Origin of the sequence: Halomarina halobia (genome assembly GCF_029338575.1) — an archaeon.
Classification (GTDB): Archaea; Halobacteriota; Halobacteria; order Halobacteriales; family Haloarculaceae; genus Halomarina; species Halomarina halobia.
Window position 1 is genome coordinate 1,100,638 of sequence record NZ_CP119993.1, and the last position, 16,751, is coordinate 1,117,388.

14 protein-coding genes and 1 pseudogene are annotated in these 16,751 nt (G+C 59.5%); 5 read left to right on the plus strand and 10 right to left on the minus strand.

Annotation, left to right across the window (positions count from 1 at the left end):
- Positions 1-54: 54 nt before the first annotated feature.
- Both P1K31_RS20530 and P1K31_RS20535 read right to left on the minus strand, forming a co-directional pair.
- The gene (locus P1K31_RS20530; protein ID WP_276306209.1) at positions 55-1,530 is read right to left on the minus strand and encodes a CoA-acylating methylmalonate-semialdehyde dehydrogenase; all 1,476 of its coding nucleotides are present in this window, start codon (positions 1,528-1,530) and stop codon (positions 55-57) included.
- Positions 1,531-1,716: 186 nt separating this feature from the next.
- The gene (locus P1K31_RS20535; RefSeq protein WP_276306210.1) at positions 1,717-2,973 is read right to left on the minus strand and encodes a Zn-dependent hydrolase; all 1,257 of its coding nucleotides are present in this window, start codon (positions 2,971-2,973) and stop codon (positions 1,717-1,719) included.
- Between the two features lie 440 nt (positions 2,974-3,413).
- On the opposite strand from P1K31_RS20535, the gene P1K31_RS20540 reads away from it, so the two are divergent.
- Positions 3,414-4,022, plus strand: coding sequence for a DUF1989 domain-containing protein (locus P1K31_RS20540; protein ID WP_276306211.1), 609 nt, complete (start codon positions 3,414-3,416; stop codon positions 4,020-4,022).
- A gap of 148 nt (positions 4,023-4,170) precedes the next feature.
- On the opposite strand, the gene P1K31_RS20545 is transcribed toward P1K31_RS20540, so the two are convergent.
- From P1K31_RS20545 to P1K31_RS22005, 7 genes and pseudogenes are all read right to left on the minus strand, one after another.
- The gene (locus P1K31_RS20545; RefSeq protein WP_276306212.1) at positions 4,171-5,691 is read right to left on the minus strand and encodes a sodium:solute symporter family protein; all 1,521 of its coding nucleotides are present in this window, start codon (positions 5,689-5,691) and stop codon (positions 4,171-4,173) included.
- 1 nt (position 5,692) lies between these two features.
- On the minus strand, positions 5,693-5,926 hold the full coding sequence (locus P1K31_RS20550) for a hypothetical protein (RefSeq protein WP_276306213.1): 234 nt from the start codon (positions 5,924-5,926) through the stop codon (positions 5,693-5,695).
- A gap of 330 nt (positions 5,927-6,256) precedes the next feature.
- Positions 6,257-6,993, minus strand: a pseudogene (locus P1K31_RS20555) (transposase domain-containing protein).
- A gap of 64 nt (positions 6,994-7,057) precedes the next feature.
- Positions 7,058-7,981: an agmatinase gene (gene speB / locus P1K31_RS20560; RefSeq protein WP_276306214.1), complete on the minus strand. Its 924-nt coding sequence runs from the start codon at positions 7,979-7,981 to the stop codon at positions 7,058-7,060.
- A 221-nt stretch (positions 7,982-8,202) separates the two neighbouring features.
- Positions 8,203-8,568, minus strand: a complete 366-nt coding sequence (locus tag P1K31_RS20565; RefSeq protein ID WP_276306215.1) for a creatininase family protein — start codon at positions 8,566-8,568, stop codon at positions 8,203-8,205.
- 10 nt (positions 8,569-8,578) lie between these two features.
- Positions 8,579-8,785, minus strand: a complete 207-nt coding sequence (locus tag P1K31_RS22180; protein ID WP_379801570.1) for a creatininase family protein — start codon at positions 8,783-8,785, stop codon at positions 8,579-8,581.
- Complete coding sequence (locus tag P1K31_RS22005; protein ID WP_368410909.1) at positions 8,686-8,967, minus strand: creatininase family protein; 282 nt, start codon at positions 8,965-8,967, stop codon at positions 8,686-8,688. Before P1K31_RS22005 ends, P1K31_RS22180 begins: the two co-directional genes overlap by 100 nt.
- A 237-nt stretch (positions 8,968-9,204) precedes the next feature.
- On the opposite strand from P1K31_RS22005, the gene P1K31_RS20570 reads away from it, so the two are divergent.
- Together P1K31_RS20570 and P1K31_RS20575 are read left to right on the plus strand one after the other, a co-directional pair.
- Positions 9,205-10,617, plus strand: a complete 1,413-nt coding sequence (locus tag P1K31_RS20570; RefSeq protein WP_276306216.1) for a M20 family metallopeptidase — start codon at positions 9,205-9,207, stop codon at positions 10,615-10,617.
- 370 nt (positions 10,618-10,987) lie between these two features.
- Positions 10,988-12,427 (plus strand): sodium:solute symporter family protein, encoded by a 1,440-nt coding sequence (locus P1K31_RS20575; protein ID WP_276306217.1) that lies wholly within the window; start codon positions 10,988-10,990, stop codon positions 12,425-12,427.
- A gap of 24 nt (positions 12,428-12,451) precedes the next feature.
- Here P1K31_RS20575 and P1K31_RS20580 read toward each other — a convergent pair whose 3' ends face one another.
- On the minus strand, positions 12,452-14,134 hold the full coding sequence (locus P1K31_RS20580; RefSeq protein WP_276306218.1) for an amidohydrolase: 1,683 nt from the start codon (positions 14,132-14,134) through the stop codon (positions 12,452-12,454).
- A gap of 259 nt (positions 14,135-14,393) precedes the next feature.
- On the opposite strand from P1K31_RS20580, the gene P1K31_RS20585 reads away from it, so the two are divergent.
- Positions 14,394-15,563, plus strand: coding sequence for a M20 family metallopeptidase (locus P1K31_RS20585; RefSeq protein WP_276306219.1), 1,170 nt, complete (start codon positions 14,394-14,396; stop codon positions 15,561-15,563).
- Positions 15,560-16,669 carry a C45 family autoproteolytic acyltransferase/hydrolase gene (locus tag P1K31_RS20590; RefSeq protein WP_276306220.1) on the plus strand — a complete coding sequence of 370 codons (1,110 nt, stop codon included), beginning with the start codon at positions 15,560-15,562 and terminating at the stop codon, positions 16,667-16,669. Before P1K31_RS20585 ends, P1K31_RS20590 begins: the two co-directional genes overlap by 4 nt.
- Positions 16,670-16,751 lie beyond the last annotated feature (82 nt).

Sequence of the window (16,751 nt, forward strand, 5' to 3'; positions counted from 1 at the left end):
ATCAACGGACGATCCGCGGCGTTGGGTATTGCTTGCTGAATACTGACTGGGTACTCATGAATCTGGCCAGCGCTCAATGTAAACAGTCTCGTCGGTGTAGAACCGGACTACGTCCTCCGCTTGGGCGTGGAGGTCACCGAAGAAAGAGTCTTTTTGTCCGCCGAAATGGAAGAACGCCATCGGTGCTGCGGTTCCGGCGTTGACCGCCAGGTTCCCCGCCTCCGCCTCGTGGCGGAACGTCTTCGCCTCAGCGCCCCTGCTCGTGAAGAGGCTTGCTGCGTTGCCGAAGTCACTCTGGTTCACGATCTTGATCGCCTCGTCGATACCGCCGGCCGACATGAGCCCGAGCACCGGCCCAAATATCTCTTCGCGTGCGATGACCATGTCTGTGGTTACGTCCCGGAAGATACAGGGGCCAACGAAGTTTCCTTCTTCGTAGCCATCAACCACGACGTTCCGCCCGTCGTACACTAGCTCAGCGCCCTCCTGAATGCCCGTCTCGACGTAATTGCGGACGCGCTGTTCGTGTTCAGGAGTGATGAGAGGTCCGATGGTCGTATCATCGTCGAGTCCGTAGCCGACCACCTGCTGTTCGGCCTTCTCGACGACGAGGTCGACGAACTCCTCGTAGACAGACTCCTCGACGACAGCCACATCGTTCGCGAGACATCGCTCCCCCGAGCACGCGAGTGCAGACCCGATCGTCTTCTCGGCCGCGAACTCCAGATTGGCGGATTCGGTCACGATGACGTGATTCTTCGCCCCGCCTTGTGCCTGAACTCGCTTGCCGTTGGCCGCGGCTTTCGCATAGATCGTTTTTGCCACGGGAGTACTGCCGACGAACGAGATGCCTTTGACCCCGTTGTGTTCGAGGAGCGCATTCACCGTGTCAACGCTGCCGTTCACGAGTTGAACGACCCCGTCGGGAAAGCCTGCCTCGTCGATGAGTTCGAACATCCGCTGTGGAACGAGGGGATCTTGCTCGCTCGGTTTCAGGATGAAGGCGTTACCCGTGGCGACAGCGTACGGAAGGAACCACAGGGGGATCATCCCGGGAAAGTTAAACGGTGTGACGGCTGCGAACACACCCAGTGGCTGCCGAACCGCGGTTTCGTCGATACCGGGTGCCGCGTTCTCGACATGGCCAGCCTGCATGAGCGTCGGGATCCCACAGGCGACTTCGACGTTCTCGATCCCGCGACGGAGTTCACCCTTCGCCTCGGCGAACGTCTTGCCGTGTTCCTGGACGAGGAGTTCAGCCAGCGCATCCTGGTGCTCTTCGAGCAGATGCTTGAGTTCGAACAGCGGTTGTATGCGCTCCTCGACCGGTTGACTACGCCATTCATCGAACGCCTCCTCGGCGACGCTGACGGCTACGTCCACGTCTTCCTTCGAGCTGAATCCGACGCGGGCGATGGCTTCTCCCATAGCCGGGTTTAATACGTCCTGTCCGTTCTCGCTGGACGCGGACCATTCGCCGTCGACGTAGTTCTTTACGTCACCGTACTCAAGGTCGGTTTCGGTGGACATCGTTCGAGCGAGGGTTGCTCCGAACGACAATAAGTATTCGGTAGTCTTCGATAGCTGGATCCCCGTCTCGGTTCCAACCGTTGGCGAGGTGGTTTGCCTCTGCGATTCCAATAGCGGTGTTACGAGACTGCACTGGAACGAGCGACCATCCACCGGACTACCGGCCACGGATCGACGACCCCGGTCTCATTCTCCAGCCGCCCCGTCTTCGGTAACGCCAGCGAGATCGAGTGCGGCGTTCGCGAGCGTGTTCGCGGCCTTGTAACAGTCCTCCCAGCTCGTATACTCCGCGGGCGAGTGGCTCTTGCCGTCCTCACTCACCGCGAACGCCATTGCGGTGTCGCACACGCTCGCCGCGTACGTCGCGTCGTGGCCCGCCCCGCTGATGAACTCCCGCCCATCGTACTCAAGATCGGAAACAGCATTCCGGACGGCGTCGACACAACGGTCGGCGAAGGAAACGCTCTTCGCTTTCATTCGCTCCTCGTACTCCCACTCGACGCCTTCTCGCTCGGCGGCGGCTACTATCTCCGCCTTCACGCGTTCGACCGCCTCGTCAGCGACGGCGTCGTCCGGATCGCGAATGTCAACCGTGAAGCGCACCTCTTCCGGCACGACGTTGATAGAACCGGGCTCGACCTCAAGGTCGCCGACAGTTCCGACAGTCCGCTCGCCCAGCGTTCCGGGGATGCGCCGGATTTGCGTGATTACATCGCTCGCCGCGACCAGGGCATCGTTCCGGTGATTCATCGGTGTCGTACCCGAGTGGTTCGCCTGCCCTTGGAAAGTGACCTCACCCCACCGGAGCGCAACGATGCCCGTCACGATGCCGACGTCGCGGTCCTCCTCGTCAAGGTACGGTCCCTGCTCGATGTGTAGCTCGAGGTAGGAGTCGTAGTCGTGCTGCGGTTTTGCGGGGATGTCTCCGCGGTAGCCGATTCGTTCCAGTTCGTCGACAAACCGACGGCCCTCTGCGTCGGTCGTCTCGTAGGCGTCATCGCGGGCGATCTCGCCCGCCCAGACGCCGCTCGACATCATAGCAGGTTGGAACCGGGAACCCTCCTCGTTCGTCCAGTTGACAATTTCGACGGGGCGTTCCGTCTCGATGTCCTCGTCCTCGAGCGTCTGCACGAACTCGAGGGCCGCGACAACCCCGAGCGGCCCGTCGTAGATACCGCCTCGCGGTTGTGAGTCGAGGTGAGACCCCAGTAGGATCGTCCCTGCCTCGGGGTCCCTACCGGGGCGCCGGCCGAACATGTTGCCCATCTCGTCGACGCGGATGTCGAGTCCGGCTGCTTCCATCTGGTCTCGGAACCAATCTCTGACCTCGCGGTCGGCGTCGGTTAACGTCAACCGGTCGAGCCCACGGCCGTCTATGGCCCCGATCTCGGCCTGTTCTTGCATTGTTTCTACAAACCGTTCCCTGTCGATAGCGATCCGCACACCCCTGAATCGCCCGTCTAGTTGAAAAACTATTTGCAAAGACTATTGAGGATGTTGTATAGTAAATAGAGAAATAGTTTATTTAGATATTTATTTGTCAGGAGCATACCTTTCTTGAAGCTGGTTCGGCTGATCGCAGGTTAGAGTGGTACCTGAACCGCCGCAGCAACGGCAGCGAAAGACTACGCCAAAAGAACGAGTGAAAGCAGCAGCGCCGCAGTGCGACTGTCTAAGACCACGTTTCAATACGATCTCGCTCCAGTAGTTGGGCTAATCGTTCAACTACAGCGAACAAGGACCACTAGCACCTGAAAGCATCGCTGAGAAACTTGGAATCTGACGCGTCACGTTTCGTAGAAAATCGATGGAGAAACCCCACGCGAGACGATTCCGTCGAATCTTCCGAAAAAACTATAGTGTGACATACTGGATTCCGATTCGTGATAGAACAGCGTATACCAGAGAAACGAGGCATCGCCTTCCGAATCGACGATGGGGACACCTTCGAGGTGATCGACCCGCGAGGCCGTCAGGTCGCTGATCTCGTGGCCTTCAACGCCGACGCTCCCACAGAGCGATTCTCCTCGAAGTACAGCTATCGGCGGAACAGCAAAGTCCGCATCACCACGGGCGACACACTATACACAACCGAGGGACGTGAGATACTTACTATCATCGAGGATGACTGTGGTGTCCACGATCTGTTGTACGCCCCGTGCAACCACTGGGTCCTCGACGACTACTACGACCAACCGGACGAAAACGGTTGCCGCGAGAATCTGTCGGAGGCACTGGCGCCACTCAACGTCGGCGAGGAACTGGTCCACAGCACCCTCAATATCTTCATGAAGTCCACTATCGCGGAGCAGACGTATATCGACATTCGTGAACCCGTGTCAGAGCCAGGCGATACCGTCAAATTCTGCGCCGAACAGGACGCCTTCGTAGCCATCTCCTCGTGCGCCGGTGAATCAGTCGTGAACGCCGGTGAGACGAAGCCAATAGATGTCTGCGTTCCCGACGGAACCGAAGTACACGCGAACTTCTAAGTGGAATATCTGCCCTCCGGGACGACTGTCCGTATCGAGACGATCGCTATACGTTGCTATGGCGGAGCACGACCACATCTAGTGGTAGAGATTGGGAGTATCAGAGTACGCTGGAAACGAAACGGATGCAGAGGGAAAGGGGACTGCGTTAGTCGTTCACTGGGGTGCGATGGTGGCCGACGCCGCCTTCCAGCCGTTCAGGATCGGCGGCCCGTACGTCATGGACGAACTCCTGAACCCGGTCGGCTGGTGGTTCGGGCGTGAGGTACGTTACCGGCACCATGACGGCGATCTGGACGACCGCTGCGGGGAACCCGACCCACATGTCCCATACCGATATCCCAGACCACAGCAGATAGACTAGCGTCGCGACGCCCGATACGAGACCCGCGACAGCGCCGTACTTATTCGCCCGTGGCCACCAGAACGCGGCTACAGCGACGGGAAGTAGCAGGAAGTAGCCGGGGAAACTCATGTCAAGGACGAGCTGGATGAGTTCGCCGAGCGGCCGAGTTGCCACGAGCAGAGCGCCCAGCGCGATGAGTCCGGAGACGCCTTTTGAGTACGTCGAGAGTCGCTCTTCCGAGACGTCGCCCGCAAGGAGCACCTGATAGATATCGCGAGAGAAGATGGAACCGACCATCAGGATGATAGAGTCAGCGGTGGACATGGCTGCCGCTATCGCCGCAGCCATCATTATGCCGAGCATCGGACCAGGCATCTGCTGGATAAACCGCAGAATGACTGTGTCGGCCTGCGCCCCCTCCAGACCGGTGAAAGTGGCAATGCCTGCGAAGCCGATAAGGCCGGCGAAGAGCGTCAAGAGAAACGTGTCGCCGATGCCTTCGGCGAATCCGAGCCCCCAGACACCAGAGTGTCGTTTAGCGGCGAAGTATCGCTCCCACATGTGCGGCCAAACGGGCAACGAGAGACCGAATCCAGCGGCGACAGTGTACAGATTAACGAGGTTACCATCGATTGTAGTGACCTTCGTCGCCTGCTGGGCTGCCTGGATGTAAACGTTACCTGGGACGGTAAAGATGATCCACAATGCGACGATGGTCATACCACCGAAGAGCAGTATCGCTTGGAGTGCATCGGTGTAGGCCACGCCGCGCATCCCCCCAATGGCGATGTAGATGGCCATGAAGACGCCGACATACGCGATGCCGATGTCCTGGGAGACAAAGCCGTCAGTAAGCACGTTCAGCACCAGGCCCATCCCCTTGAATTGGATGGCGATGTAGAAGAAGGAGAATCCGACGGCGATTATAGCTACGACGACCCGGAGCCACTTGCTGTCGTCAAAGCGGTCGCATAACAGGTCTGACGGGGTTACGTAATCTTTCCCCATCTTGCTTATTTTCCAGAATTTTTCACCCACGATTATCATTGCAGGGATGTCGGTGACGACGATAGCCCCGATGATGACGATTCCTGCGATGCCGAGGCTGTACGTGATGCCACCGCTTCCGAGAAATGTGAAAGAACTCAGTGCCGTCCCAATGCCGGTCAGGAAGATAATGAGGGTACTGATCGACCCCTCAGCGACGAAGTAGTCGCTGACGTCGTCGAGCGTCAGCTGCGATCCGCGGTAGCCGAGGTAGATGAGAAAGAAGAGATAGATCGTCGTGACGACTAGGCCGACGGTAACCCATAGAGATGGCATCTCAGGACCCCTCCAACTCCGTCGAGTCCGACTGCGCGACTCGGTCGGGCGCCTCAGTTCCGGACTCGGGCGTGTACAATTGTGATAGGTCGGGTTTACCGAGGTAGTACCAGCCGAAAGCGGCGTTCGACCCTGTTACGACGAACACGAATGTGACGAGGACGACAAATGCTTCGGGGAGTCCGAAGAGGAACTGTCCCCGCCCACCGCCATTGGTGTATGCCTGGAGGTACATCAGCAGACCGACGTTCTCCAGCAGAACAAACGCTAACCAGACTGTCCCACGTGTGCGCTTATCTAACATGCGATTGGGACGCTTTCGTGAGAGTTGAAAGAGTTCGTGGAAGAGGTAATAGTCTCCGCATACCCGTCATCGCATAATTGCGCTATGTCGATGTCCTTGAGGCCTACCAAGAGGTGGGCTATGTCTAATATGACGGCGGTGATAACTTGACCCGCCTTAGTGAGCTGCTGATGAGTCGTGCTAGCAGGGCGAATGACGAGCGTCCTTGCATCGCCGACATTCGCCAGCAACTCGCGAGTTTACCGTTGCTCACCCATCCCTTCACGGCACTGTCTGGTTGAGTACCTCCTTGGCAGGAGTTCGTCCGTCTAGGGCCTGGTTCGGTCGGTCGTAATTACAGTGGTGTCTAAACCGTCGTAACCAGCGGTAAGCGCTGGTCTGACTGCCCCGCCAAAACGAGCGAAAGCGGTCGATGCGCATCGTGACCATCTGAAACCACTTCTCAAGGGTGTTTCGCTCGCTGTAGTTGAGCTGACCGCTCAGAGCGTGGTGAAACAGGGCAGTCAGATAGTCCGCAGCATCGACGAGAAACTCCGTATCTGAGACATCGTATTTCTCGGTGAGGCGACGGAGGAACGCTGTCCTCAGAACGCGAAGCGTTCTGATGGGCTGCACGAGAGCGGAGCTCTCGTGAACGCCGCAGGATCGGTCCCGCGGCGGCTGTACACGTCGATCTCTAACAGCAGCTTTGACCCGGTATCGATCGCCGCGTACAGCCACTTGTCTTCATCATCAACCTCGATCTGTTTCTCGTCAACCGCGACCCACCGTCGCAGGTCGCTCTGATCTTTCGAAAGCGTATGCGTCCAATTCCAGACCGCTCCATGAGAACGATCAACGCCGAGTAAGTCAAGCACGGCGCTGACGTCTTGAAGTAACAACTCCATTGAATGGAGCCGCACCCCGAACACCCTCACGGGTGTCGGGATACACTCATTCTCCCAAACCTCATCACAATCCACGTCTAAGCTCTCCCTGAGCAGGTCTGCGAGTGTCATGGATCTCACTCACTACGACCTGCTCGTTTCTCAAACTCCCTGAACTAGACCGTGCCGATATTGTTTATTTATCGAGTGCTGCGCAGAGCGCCTCAAACATGATGTTCGCCGCAAGAATGGATGTTGTCCCAGCACGGTTGTCGTACGGAGGCGCAACCTCAACAAGATCGAACCCGATGAGATTCACGCCGTGTAGCTCACGTGTAAGCCGTAGGATCTCCCGTGACGTGAACCCGCCGGGCATGGGTGTTCCCGTCCCTGGTGCATATGCCGGATCGACGACGTCGATATCGATCGTAGCGAACACAGGTTCGTCGACTCGCTCACGGATGCGTTGCCCGATATCGTTGAGGTTTTTTGAGATAGCTTCCTCAGTAGTGTAATACTTGACTCCGGAGTCATCCATGAGATCGATATCTTCCTGACTATAGAGTCCACCGCGATCGCCAATTCGAATCGATGTCTCCGGTTCGATCAACCCTTCCTTAATCGCCGTGTGAACTGTCGTCCCGTGGTTATGGTCCTTCCCAAAGTATTCGGTCCACAGGTCGGAGTGAGCGTCGAACTGGACGAGCGACACTGGTCCATATTCGTCCGCAATCGCACGCAACACCGGTAGTGTTGTAGAGTGATCACCGCCGGCAATCGCGGGAACAACGTCGTGGGCGAGTACATACGCGACGCGCGCTTGGATCTCCTCGAACGTATCCTCGATATAGCCTGGGATAACGGGGGCGTCGCCGTGATCAACGAGTACGTACTCTTGGAGGCTTGTCTCAGTCACTGGGTTATACGGTTTGAGGAGCGTCGAGGCTTCGCGGACTGCACGCGGGCCGAAACGGGCACCTGGCCGATACGTGGTCGCATCGTCGAACGGGATGCCGAGGAAGGCCGCGTCCGCGTCACAATCATCCAGGTCATGCGTATGTGGCATCCGCATGAATGATGCCACGCCTGCAAACCGTGGAACTTCCTGTGGATCTATCATGCCGTTCCCCTGTTCATGAAGGTCGTCCGTACAATCCGATCGAAGGATGGTCCCCGCAAGTACATGGTGTACACAGACATACTTCTGGCAATATTGGAAACATTCCTAATGAACCTTTCCGTAAGAGCTCTAATATTACGAAGAGTGGACGCAAATCACCCCAGAGGCTAAAATACGTTTTCGCCGACAGAACTATCTGGGTATCGCCTAGCGTACTCACTTCAGGATAGGGACGAATCTTGGATCACATCGCCCCACTCGTGGCTGATTCCCTCAACGAGGATATCAAGGACGTCAGCGGCGACGCGCTCACCCATCTCTGGCGTCGCATGGGTCGCCTTATAGTATGTGCCGCTCGCGGAAATCTGTTTATCCCGAGGCGGTTTGAACACGTACGGCGACGTTCGGTCGGGGCCATCGTCGACGATACAGTCATCGCGGACTAGGTCCGGCCGGAAATGCATCATGAGCGCCGTTTCGACCACGCCGGCGTGCTCAGTCGCCCACCCTTGGAATCCGCCAGGGATCTCACTGAAAAGATCATCTCGAACGTCGGACGATAGGAGGTCCCACCAGTTCGTGATCATGAACTCGCCGTTAGGTCTTCAAGATGTAGATCGATGCTTCGCGCAGGAAGTACTCATTTTCGTAGTGACCGTTAAACGCAAGGATCTTTGTTGCGCCATCGGACACGAGGTCGCCGATCACATCTCCGAACGATCGTCGGAGCGTGCCCCCGTCAAGATTCGTGGTCCCAGTGAAGTCCGCCCGCCTCCGCTCTCCGGCTGTGATTTGAACCCGAATGGGAGTAGAGGGGCAACAAGGCCATTGACACACTGGGCTGCTCTCGTCGTGAATTCGACAGTGAGGACTGTGTCTACGTTAAGCGGTAAGTGCAGGCCGTGTTGCTCTGTGCTCCCGACGGAAACAAACACGGGGCTAGTATCGACGCAATTAGCGAACTCCTCCCAAGCCAACTCGCCCATTGCGACTGAACAATCTTCAAGTATGTATGAGATATATCATTCTATCTCAATCATTCTTTCTGAACAAGTACCGCTGTAAACGGTGTGGGAACGACGGTTACTGACGCAACGAGTTGAGGAGGGAAAGTTAGGCCGCTGTCGTCATTTTCAGTCTGCCCGTTAGTACTACCCCTAACAAAGCCATCAATATTAGTCACACCCCGAACCTTGATGTTACGTCTCCAGATATATTCAGGAATGGAGAAACGCGATCTCTTCGAGACGGTAGAGACCGAGCGCGAGCACCTATTCGATCTGGCCGACCAAATCTGGAGGACGCCGGAACTCGGCCTCGGGGAACGCGAATCAGCCGCAGTCCTGATCGAGGCGCTGGACGAGGAGGGGTTTGTGATCGAGACGGGCGTTGGCGGCATGCCGACGGCGTTCGAGGCGTGTTTCGGCGAGGGTGATCCGACGATCGCCATCCTGGGCGAGTACGACGCCCTTCCAGGACTCTCGCAGACGATCTCCGCCGAACGGGAGCCGATCGAGGCAGGTGGTCCGGGTCACGGCTGTGGCCACAACCTCTTCGGGACGGCGGGCGTCGGCGCGGTAATCGCCGTCAAACGCGTAATGGAACGCGAGAACCTCCCTGGGCGCATCGTCTTCTTCGGCTGTCCGGCGGAGGAGATACTCGTGGGCAAGGTGTTTATGGCCCGCGACGGAGCGTTCGACGATGTCGACGCCGCACTCACGTGGCACCCAGGCGACCTGAGTTCGCCCTGGCGGGGGAGTTCGCTGGCGCTCGACTCGATCCGCTTTGAGTTCCAGGGAGTCTCGGCTCACGCCGCCGCCTCGCCAGAGTCCGGACGCAGCGCGCTAGATGCGGTCCAACTGCTCAACACGGGAGTCGAGTACATGCGCGAGCACATCTCGGAGAAGGCACGAGTCCATTATTCGATCGTGGACGGTGGCGAGGCACCCAACGTCGTCCCGCCGACCGCGAGCGTCTGGTACTACGTTCGCGCGCCTACTCGGCAGGAGGTCGAGCGCGTGAGTGACTGGCTTCGCGAGATCGCGAATGGCGCTGCGATGATGACACGAACGGAGGTGAGCGACCGGTTCATCACTGGCTGTTACGCCTACCTACCCAACGACGTGCTCACTGATACTATCTGGGAGAACATGCAGAAAGTGGGATCCATCGACTACGACGCGGATGATCGGGCGTTCGCGTCGGATCTCCAGGAGACGATCTCCGACGCGGAGATCGAAGCGAGACTCGCCGATCTGGCCGATGACTGGCGCAAAGACGTTCGCGGGAACGCGCTGTACGCCGACCCGGTGCCGGCGTTCGACGAGGGAACGGCGGGTTCGACCGACGTCGGCGACGTGAGTTGGCTAACGCCGACCGCCCAGTTCCGGGGAGCGACGTGGCCCGTCGGAACGCCCGCCCACTCGTGGCAGGCGGTTGCGGCGAATGGTGACTTCGGTCGTGAGGGTATGCTGTTCGCGTCGAAAGTGCTCGCGGCGACCGCTGTCGATCTCGTTACCGACCGCGATCTGCTCGATGCAGCGCGTTCGGAGTTCGACACGGTTACGTCCGGAAGCGAATACGAGTCGCCGCTTCCCGATGGAATCGAGCCGCCGTTCGACGTCGATACCGTCTGAACCCATCGGAGCGGGGGAAATCCGCTCGCATTCCGCCCAAACGACTGCGGGTTTTCGAACGACGTTCGCCCGGCCACGCCGGAGCTAGTCTTTCTCTGGAACGTTATCTGTTGGTGCCCTTTCGAGGAGTAACCCGATTACGCTACGTCTTTATCCGAACGCCCCATAGATTTATTATATATCGATATCCCTGTTGCTAGGGAGCACATGACAGTATTAGGCATGCCGTTGGACATGTTTCTCGTGTTCGCCGCGACGATCCTCGCGGGGAGCCTGGGTGCGATCCACTACGTCGTCGTTCACGTCGTCATGGGAAAACCGGTTAACGAACACATCCGCGGCAAAGCCGCGACGGAAGGAGGCACTCGCGATGGCCGTTAATTCGTTCTACCTCGGAACGTTCGTCGTCTATCTCCTCGTCGTCCTCGGCGTCGGGGCGTGGGGATACACGAAGACGAACGACGTCGACGACTTCTGGGTGTACGGAAAGGGTCTCGGGCCGTGGCTCGCCACCTGGTCGTACGTCGCTAACTTCGTGAGCGCGGTGAGCGTCATCGGCTTCATCGGAGCCGTCTACGGTGGCGGCTACTCCGTGCTCACCGGCATCATCCTCGGCCTCATGCTCGGCGTCAGCGGCCTCTACTTCGTCGTCCATAAGGTGCGCGAACTCGACCACGTCACCTTCCCGGATATCATTGCCGAACTCACCGGGAAGGAGTGGGCACGTCCCGTCGCCGCAGTTCCGCTACTCGCCAATGCCTGGGTCTATCTCATCATGCAGCTCGTGGGGGCGAGCCTGCTCGTCACCACGATCACCGGCGTTCCGTACAAGTACATGATCTGGGTCATCGGCGTCGTCTTCATCGCCTACACCGTCATGGGGGGGTTGATCAGCGTCGCCTGGACCGATCTCATGCAGGGGACCGTGATGGTCGCGACGGTGTTCGCTGCGCTCGCGTTCATGGCGATGGACCTCGGCGGGCTGGGCACGATCAACGCCCAGTTCGCGGCGCAGAACACCGCGAACGTCGCGCCGCTCGGCGATGGCGCGTACACCCTCATCGGCGTCGTCGGCTCGCTCGTCGCGTTCTTCGGCACGATCTTCACCTCTCAGGGGACCATCGTCCGGATCAACGCGACGAAGGACATCCGGACGGCGAAGATCCACGTCGCAGCCGCGGGCGTCATCCTTTCGACGTTCTACGCCGCGCTGATCTGGCTCGGCGGTGCGACGGCGGTCGCACTCGAAAACGCCGGCATGGCGGTCGATAACGTTGACCAGGCCTTCCCGGTACTCATCACGGAGTACCTCCCCACTGGCGTCGGAATCATCGTTATCCTCGCGGTGATGAGCGCCATCCTTTCGACCACGGACACGCGACTGCACTCGACGGGCATCACGACGGCCCGCGATATCTACGAGTACTTCCGGCCGGACGCCTCAGATCGGACACTCCTCAAGGTATCACGCATCTCGACCGTCTTCTGGGGGATCACCGCTACCGCTATCGCGGTCGATCCGCCAGGAACGATCATCGCACTCTATACGTTCCGCGCCATCCTGCTCACCAGCGCGTTCCTGATCCCCATCTACGTCGCGCTCTACTGGAAGGGCGTCAGCGGGACCGCCGTGCTCGCGTCGATCATCGCGGGTACAGTCCTCGGCGTGAGCTGGGACGTCTCGGGCGGCTATCTCGGCATCCCGGCCACGTTCGTCGGCGTCGGTGCGGCGCTGCTCGCGCTCGGCGTCGGCCACGTCATCTGGAAGGACAGTGAATCGATCCAACCCGGCACAGCGGCGGGAGAATAAGCCACGATCGAGCCGTCTATCGAGTTACTGACCGCTGTTTTCGGACGTGACGATGCCGTCACGGGCACTGTACCTGATCTCGCCACCGACGATGGTGTATTCGATTTCGAGATCGGTTATTCGTTCCGGCGCAACCGCCCGGGGATCCTCGGAGAGTACGGTGACGTCCGCGAGTTTGCCCGGTTGGAGCGTCCCCTTCGCGTCCTCTGCGCCCTCTAACCGGGCTGCCTCGGGGCCGTACAGGCGGAGGGCGTCCTCGATCTCGATTCGTTGGTCCGGGCCGACCGTGTCGTCGGTGACGGTTCGGCGTGTGACGGCAGTGCGCAGTCCGACGCGCGGATCGCCAGTCGAAACCGGCCAATCACCGTTGGCCGCCGTCGTGATGCCGTACTCGAGGAGGGAAGCCAGGGCGTAGGTCCAGTCCATTCGATCTTCCCCCCAGTAGACCCAGTTGCGGGAGACGTCCGCGCCGAGGAAACTGATCGAGGAAGAGACACCGACGCCAAGGTCAGCCATACGCTCTAACTGTTCGGACCGGGTCAAGCCGGCGTGCTCGATCCGAAAGCCATGATCTTCGTCGGACGAAAGCGCCGCCTCGTAGGCATCGAGAATGTGATCGATACCCCGGTCGCCTTGACCGTGGACGCACACGCGGAGATCTGCATCAGAGGCCTGTACGACTCGATCAGCGAGGTAATCCGGATCGATGTGGAGGACGCCGTCGTAGCGCGGTGAGTCCTCGGGTACGGGTTCGCCCTTGTAGGGGTCGTGCATGGCCGCGGTTCGACCGGTGAACGCACCATCCATGAAGTACTTTACGCCGATCAAGAAGAGGGTATCGTCACCGAATCCCGACCGGATGCCCACGTCAGCCAACCGGGAGAGGACGTCGGTCCCTTCCTCACCGAGATCAGGGCCGGCGTCACCCTGGAGCATCAGCCCGAGGCGAACAGGCAGTTCGTCGGCATCAGCCAATTCTTGATAGATTCTGAGATCCTGAGGTGTCGTCTTCGCGTCGTGAGCGGTCGTAATGCCCCACTTCAGCAACTGGCTCATTGCCCGTTTGATATTTGTGACGCGTTCCTCGCGCGTTTCATCCGGAATGGCTTCGTGGAGTGGGATCTCGGCCTCCTCACTGACGAGACCAGACGGTCGACCATCCTCGTCGCGGACGATGACTGCGGGCGGCTCGGGATCGGGCGTATCACGGTCGATGCCAGCTAGCTCTAGCGCGGCGGAGTTGTAGATGCTCCCCGTGTGGCCACCGACACTGTTGATTTGAACTGGGTTTTTCGGCGCGGCTTCGTCGATGTCCCAGCGATCGATGTGTCTCCCTTCTTCTTCCCAGACGAGGCCGAGGTTGTAGCCGCTACAGATGATCCACTCACCGTTGTCGGTCTCCTCGGCGCGCTGGTGGATGCGTTCGACCACGTCGGCAACCGACGCGTTCGGCGGGGCACGACAGTTCACGTGCATCATCCGCCGGCCGCCCATAGGGATATGAAGATGCGTATCAATGAACCCCGGAAGGGCAGCCCGGCCGTCGAGATCGATGACGTCGGTGTCCGATCCGATGTGTTCCTCGATCTTCTCGTCCGTACCAACCCCCACGATCCGCTCGCCGACGAACGCAATTGCGCTCGCGTCTGGTTGCTCATCAACTAGCGTGATGACGACTCCGTTCGTGAGTACTCGATCCGCTACCATGATCTCTCTATGGAGCCGACCGTGAAAATCGTTGATATCGATCGTCCACGGACGGGGGGATGCCGTCACAGACGTGAGAACTGCTCACCAGGACGTTACGATGCCGAATCGTTCCCGTATCACGTAACGACTACGTATCATTCACTCTGAACAGGCGTCAACCTTTATGTATCATCGCGTGAAGATACGCGTGTCATTCACACTGCTCGCAAAGTGGTGGCAGTAGAACTCGCGTTCCACTAAAAGAACGAATCCACACATGGCCCAGACACGAACGAAATCCGAACTGGCTGAACTGATCGCAGATCTCGTCGCTATCGAGACCGAGAATCCACCGGGGAACGAGGCGGGTTGCACCGACTACATCATCGACTGGTTCGACGAACACGGCATCGACGCCGATCGCGTCGAGCAGCCCTATCCCGATCGACCACAGGTCGGGGCGCGGGTAGGTGACGGCGACCCGACGATCGTGCTGAACGGCCACATCGACGTCGTTCCCGCCGGCGATCTCGACCAGTGGTCGACCGGCCCGTACGACGCCGTAATTGAGGATGGCAGTCTCTACGGCCGCGGAAGCGTCGACATGAAAACGGGCGTCGCCCTGGGCATGCTCGCAATGACCGAGTTCAAGCATACATTCGAGGGCGGGAAGTTCGACGGCTCGCTCGTGTTCCACGCCGCCATCGGCGAAGAGACGGCGGAACCGGGGACGAAGTCCTTACTAGAGGCCGGTTACGACGGCGACTACGGCGTCGTCCTCGAACCGACGGGGATGCGAACCGCAACTAGTGAGAAAGGACTCGCCTGGTACGAGATCACCGTCATGGGGGATCCTTCCCATGCGAGTCGGCCGGATCAGGGAACGAATGCTATCCAACATGCACGTCCCGTGCTCGATGCCCTCACGGCTTACGACGAGGAAGTCCGCAAACGGGAGGACGCTCTCGTGGGCCAGGCGTACGCCACCGTCACGAAGTTAGAAGCGGGGACGAAGGAGAACGTCGTCCCGGAGAAGGCCGTAATAACGGTCGATCGCCGGTTCCTCCCCTCGGAGTCTGCTGACGAGATCGATGACGAGATCGACGACCTGCTCACAGAGATCGCGGTAGATCACGGCGTCGGGATCAACTGGGAGCGCACCCGAACCTACGAGTCCGCCTCTATCCCCACCGATAGTGACTTTGCTTCGGTGTTTCGCGAACGCTCGGCCGCCGTCGCCGATGTTTCGACCGAACCGTGGGGTATCCAGGCCTCGACGGACGTCCGGAACTTCGTCAACGACGCCGGGATAGAGGCGATCACGTGGGGACCGGGCGACATCTCGCAAGCGCACACGTACGACGAACACGTCGATCTCGCACATGCCGCGGACGGCTACGAGGTACTCACCCGTGCGTTGACTGACCTCTTTCGCAGTGAACCATGAGTGATGGCCTGGAGACGCTCATCCTCGACGAATCGCCGCGCGAACGTGGCGTCCGCCACGGTGAGGTATTCGCCGAGGCTATCGGGCGTAACCTCGATCGCTACCTATCGAAATACGACTACTACGGGGTCGATCCGAGGACGGCTCGGAAGTGGGCAGAGCGATTTATCCCGCTCATCGAGGACGCGAATCCGGAATATGCCGACGAGATACGCGGCGTGGCCGATGGAAGCGGTATCTCACTTACGGACGTCACCCTCCTGAACGCCCGCTACGAGATCATGTACGGTATTTGGGCCGAGCAGGCGAAGGGAGTCGCTCAACGAGGCCCCCCGCTGCCGGATGGCTGTACAAGCTTCGCCGTTCAGGGAGACGTCACCGCTGACGGTCGACCGTACATGGGCCAGAACTGGGACTGGATCCACGACGTCGAGGTGTTCCTAATGGACGTGCGACCCGACGACAAACCGAACCACGTCGCCGTGACCGAGGCTGGGATCGTGGGCGGCAAGATCGGCGTCAACGAACACGGGATCGGTCTGACATTAAACGGTCTCGTCACGACCGCTGACGGCGAGCACCCCTTCCGCAAACCGTACCACGTACGCTTCCGCGAGATCCTGAGCGCGCGACGGCTGAGCGAGGCAATCGAACCCGTGATCTCGACCGACCGCGCCTGCTCCGCGAACCTGCTGCTCGGCTCCCCGGAAGGGGAGTTCATCGACATCGAATCACTCCCCGAGTCGGCGACGTATCTCTCCCCCGAGGACGGTCTGCTCGTCCACGCGAATCATCTCCTGGGAGGGACGAGAACGACGAGCCGATTCGAGCGCCTGCTCCCCGATACTCTCTGCCGAGCGCCGCGCCTGAGACGCCTGCTCGAGAACCGGAGTGGTGACCTCTCGAGGGAACGTATTCAGGAGATCCTGCGGGATCATTTCAACTGCCCGGCGAGTATCTGTCGTCACGTCGATGAGGAGCGTCCCGCTCTCGAGCGCTCGGCGACGCGTACGAGCGTCATCATCGATCCAACCGGACGTCGCCTCTTCGCCACCGATGGTCCACCGTGTAAAGCACCATACGTCGAGTACGCCGTGTCGAGATAGTGCTCGTGATGGGTTGACCCGGGGACGTTCAGAGAGGGGCGGTGAACCGCCAGGGGAGAGCACCGGCTCGACGGGGGTCCCC

Coding starts and splice junctions, on each gene's coding strand:
- speB (WP_276306214.1), bottom strand. CDS start 7,981: ATGATAGATCCACAGGAAGTTCCACGGTTTGCAGGCGTGGCATCATTC.
- P1K31_RS20580 (WP_276306218.1), bottom strand. CDS start 14,134: ATGGTAGCGGATCGAGTACTCACGAACGGAGTCGTCATCACGCTAGTT.
- P1K31_RS20545 (WP_276306212.1), bottom strand. CDS start 5,691: ATGCCATCTCTATGGGTTACCGTCGGCCTAGTCGTCACGACGATCTAT.
- P1K31_RS22005 (WP_368410909.1), bottom strand. CDS start 8,967: ATGGGCGAGTTGGCTTGGGAGGAGTTCGCTAATTGCGTCGATACTAGC.
- P1K31_RS20530 (WP_276306209.1), bottom strand. CDS start 1,530: ATGTCCACCGAAACCGACCTTGAGTACGGTGACGTAAAGAACTACGTC.
- P1K31_RS20550 (WP_276306213.1), bottom strand. CDS start 5,926: ATGTACCTCCAGGCATACACCAATGGCGGTGGGCGGGGACAGTTCCTC.
- P1K31_RS20590 (WP_276306220.1), top strand. CDS start 15,560: ATGAGTGATGGCCTGGAGACGCTCATCCTCGACGAATCGCCGCGCGAA.
- P1K31_RS20570 (WP_276306216.1), top strand. CDS start 9,205: ATGGAGAAACGCGATCTCTTCGAGACGGTAGAGACCGAGCGCGAGCAC.
- P1K31_RS20565 (WP_276306215.1), bottom strand. CDS start 8,568: ATGATCACGAACTGGTGGGACCTCCTATCGTCCGACGTTCGAGATGAT.
- P1K31_RS20575 (WP_276306217.1), top strand. CDS start 10,988: ATGGCCGTTAATTCGTTCTACCTCGGAACGTTCGTCGTCTATCTCCTC.
- P1K31_RS20585 (WP_276306219.1), top strand. CDS start 14,394: ATGGCCCAGACACGAACGAAATCCGAACTGGCTGAACTGATCGCAGAT.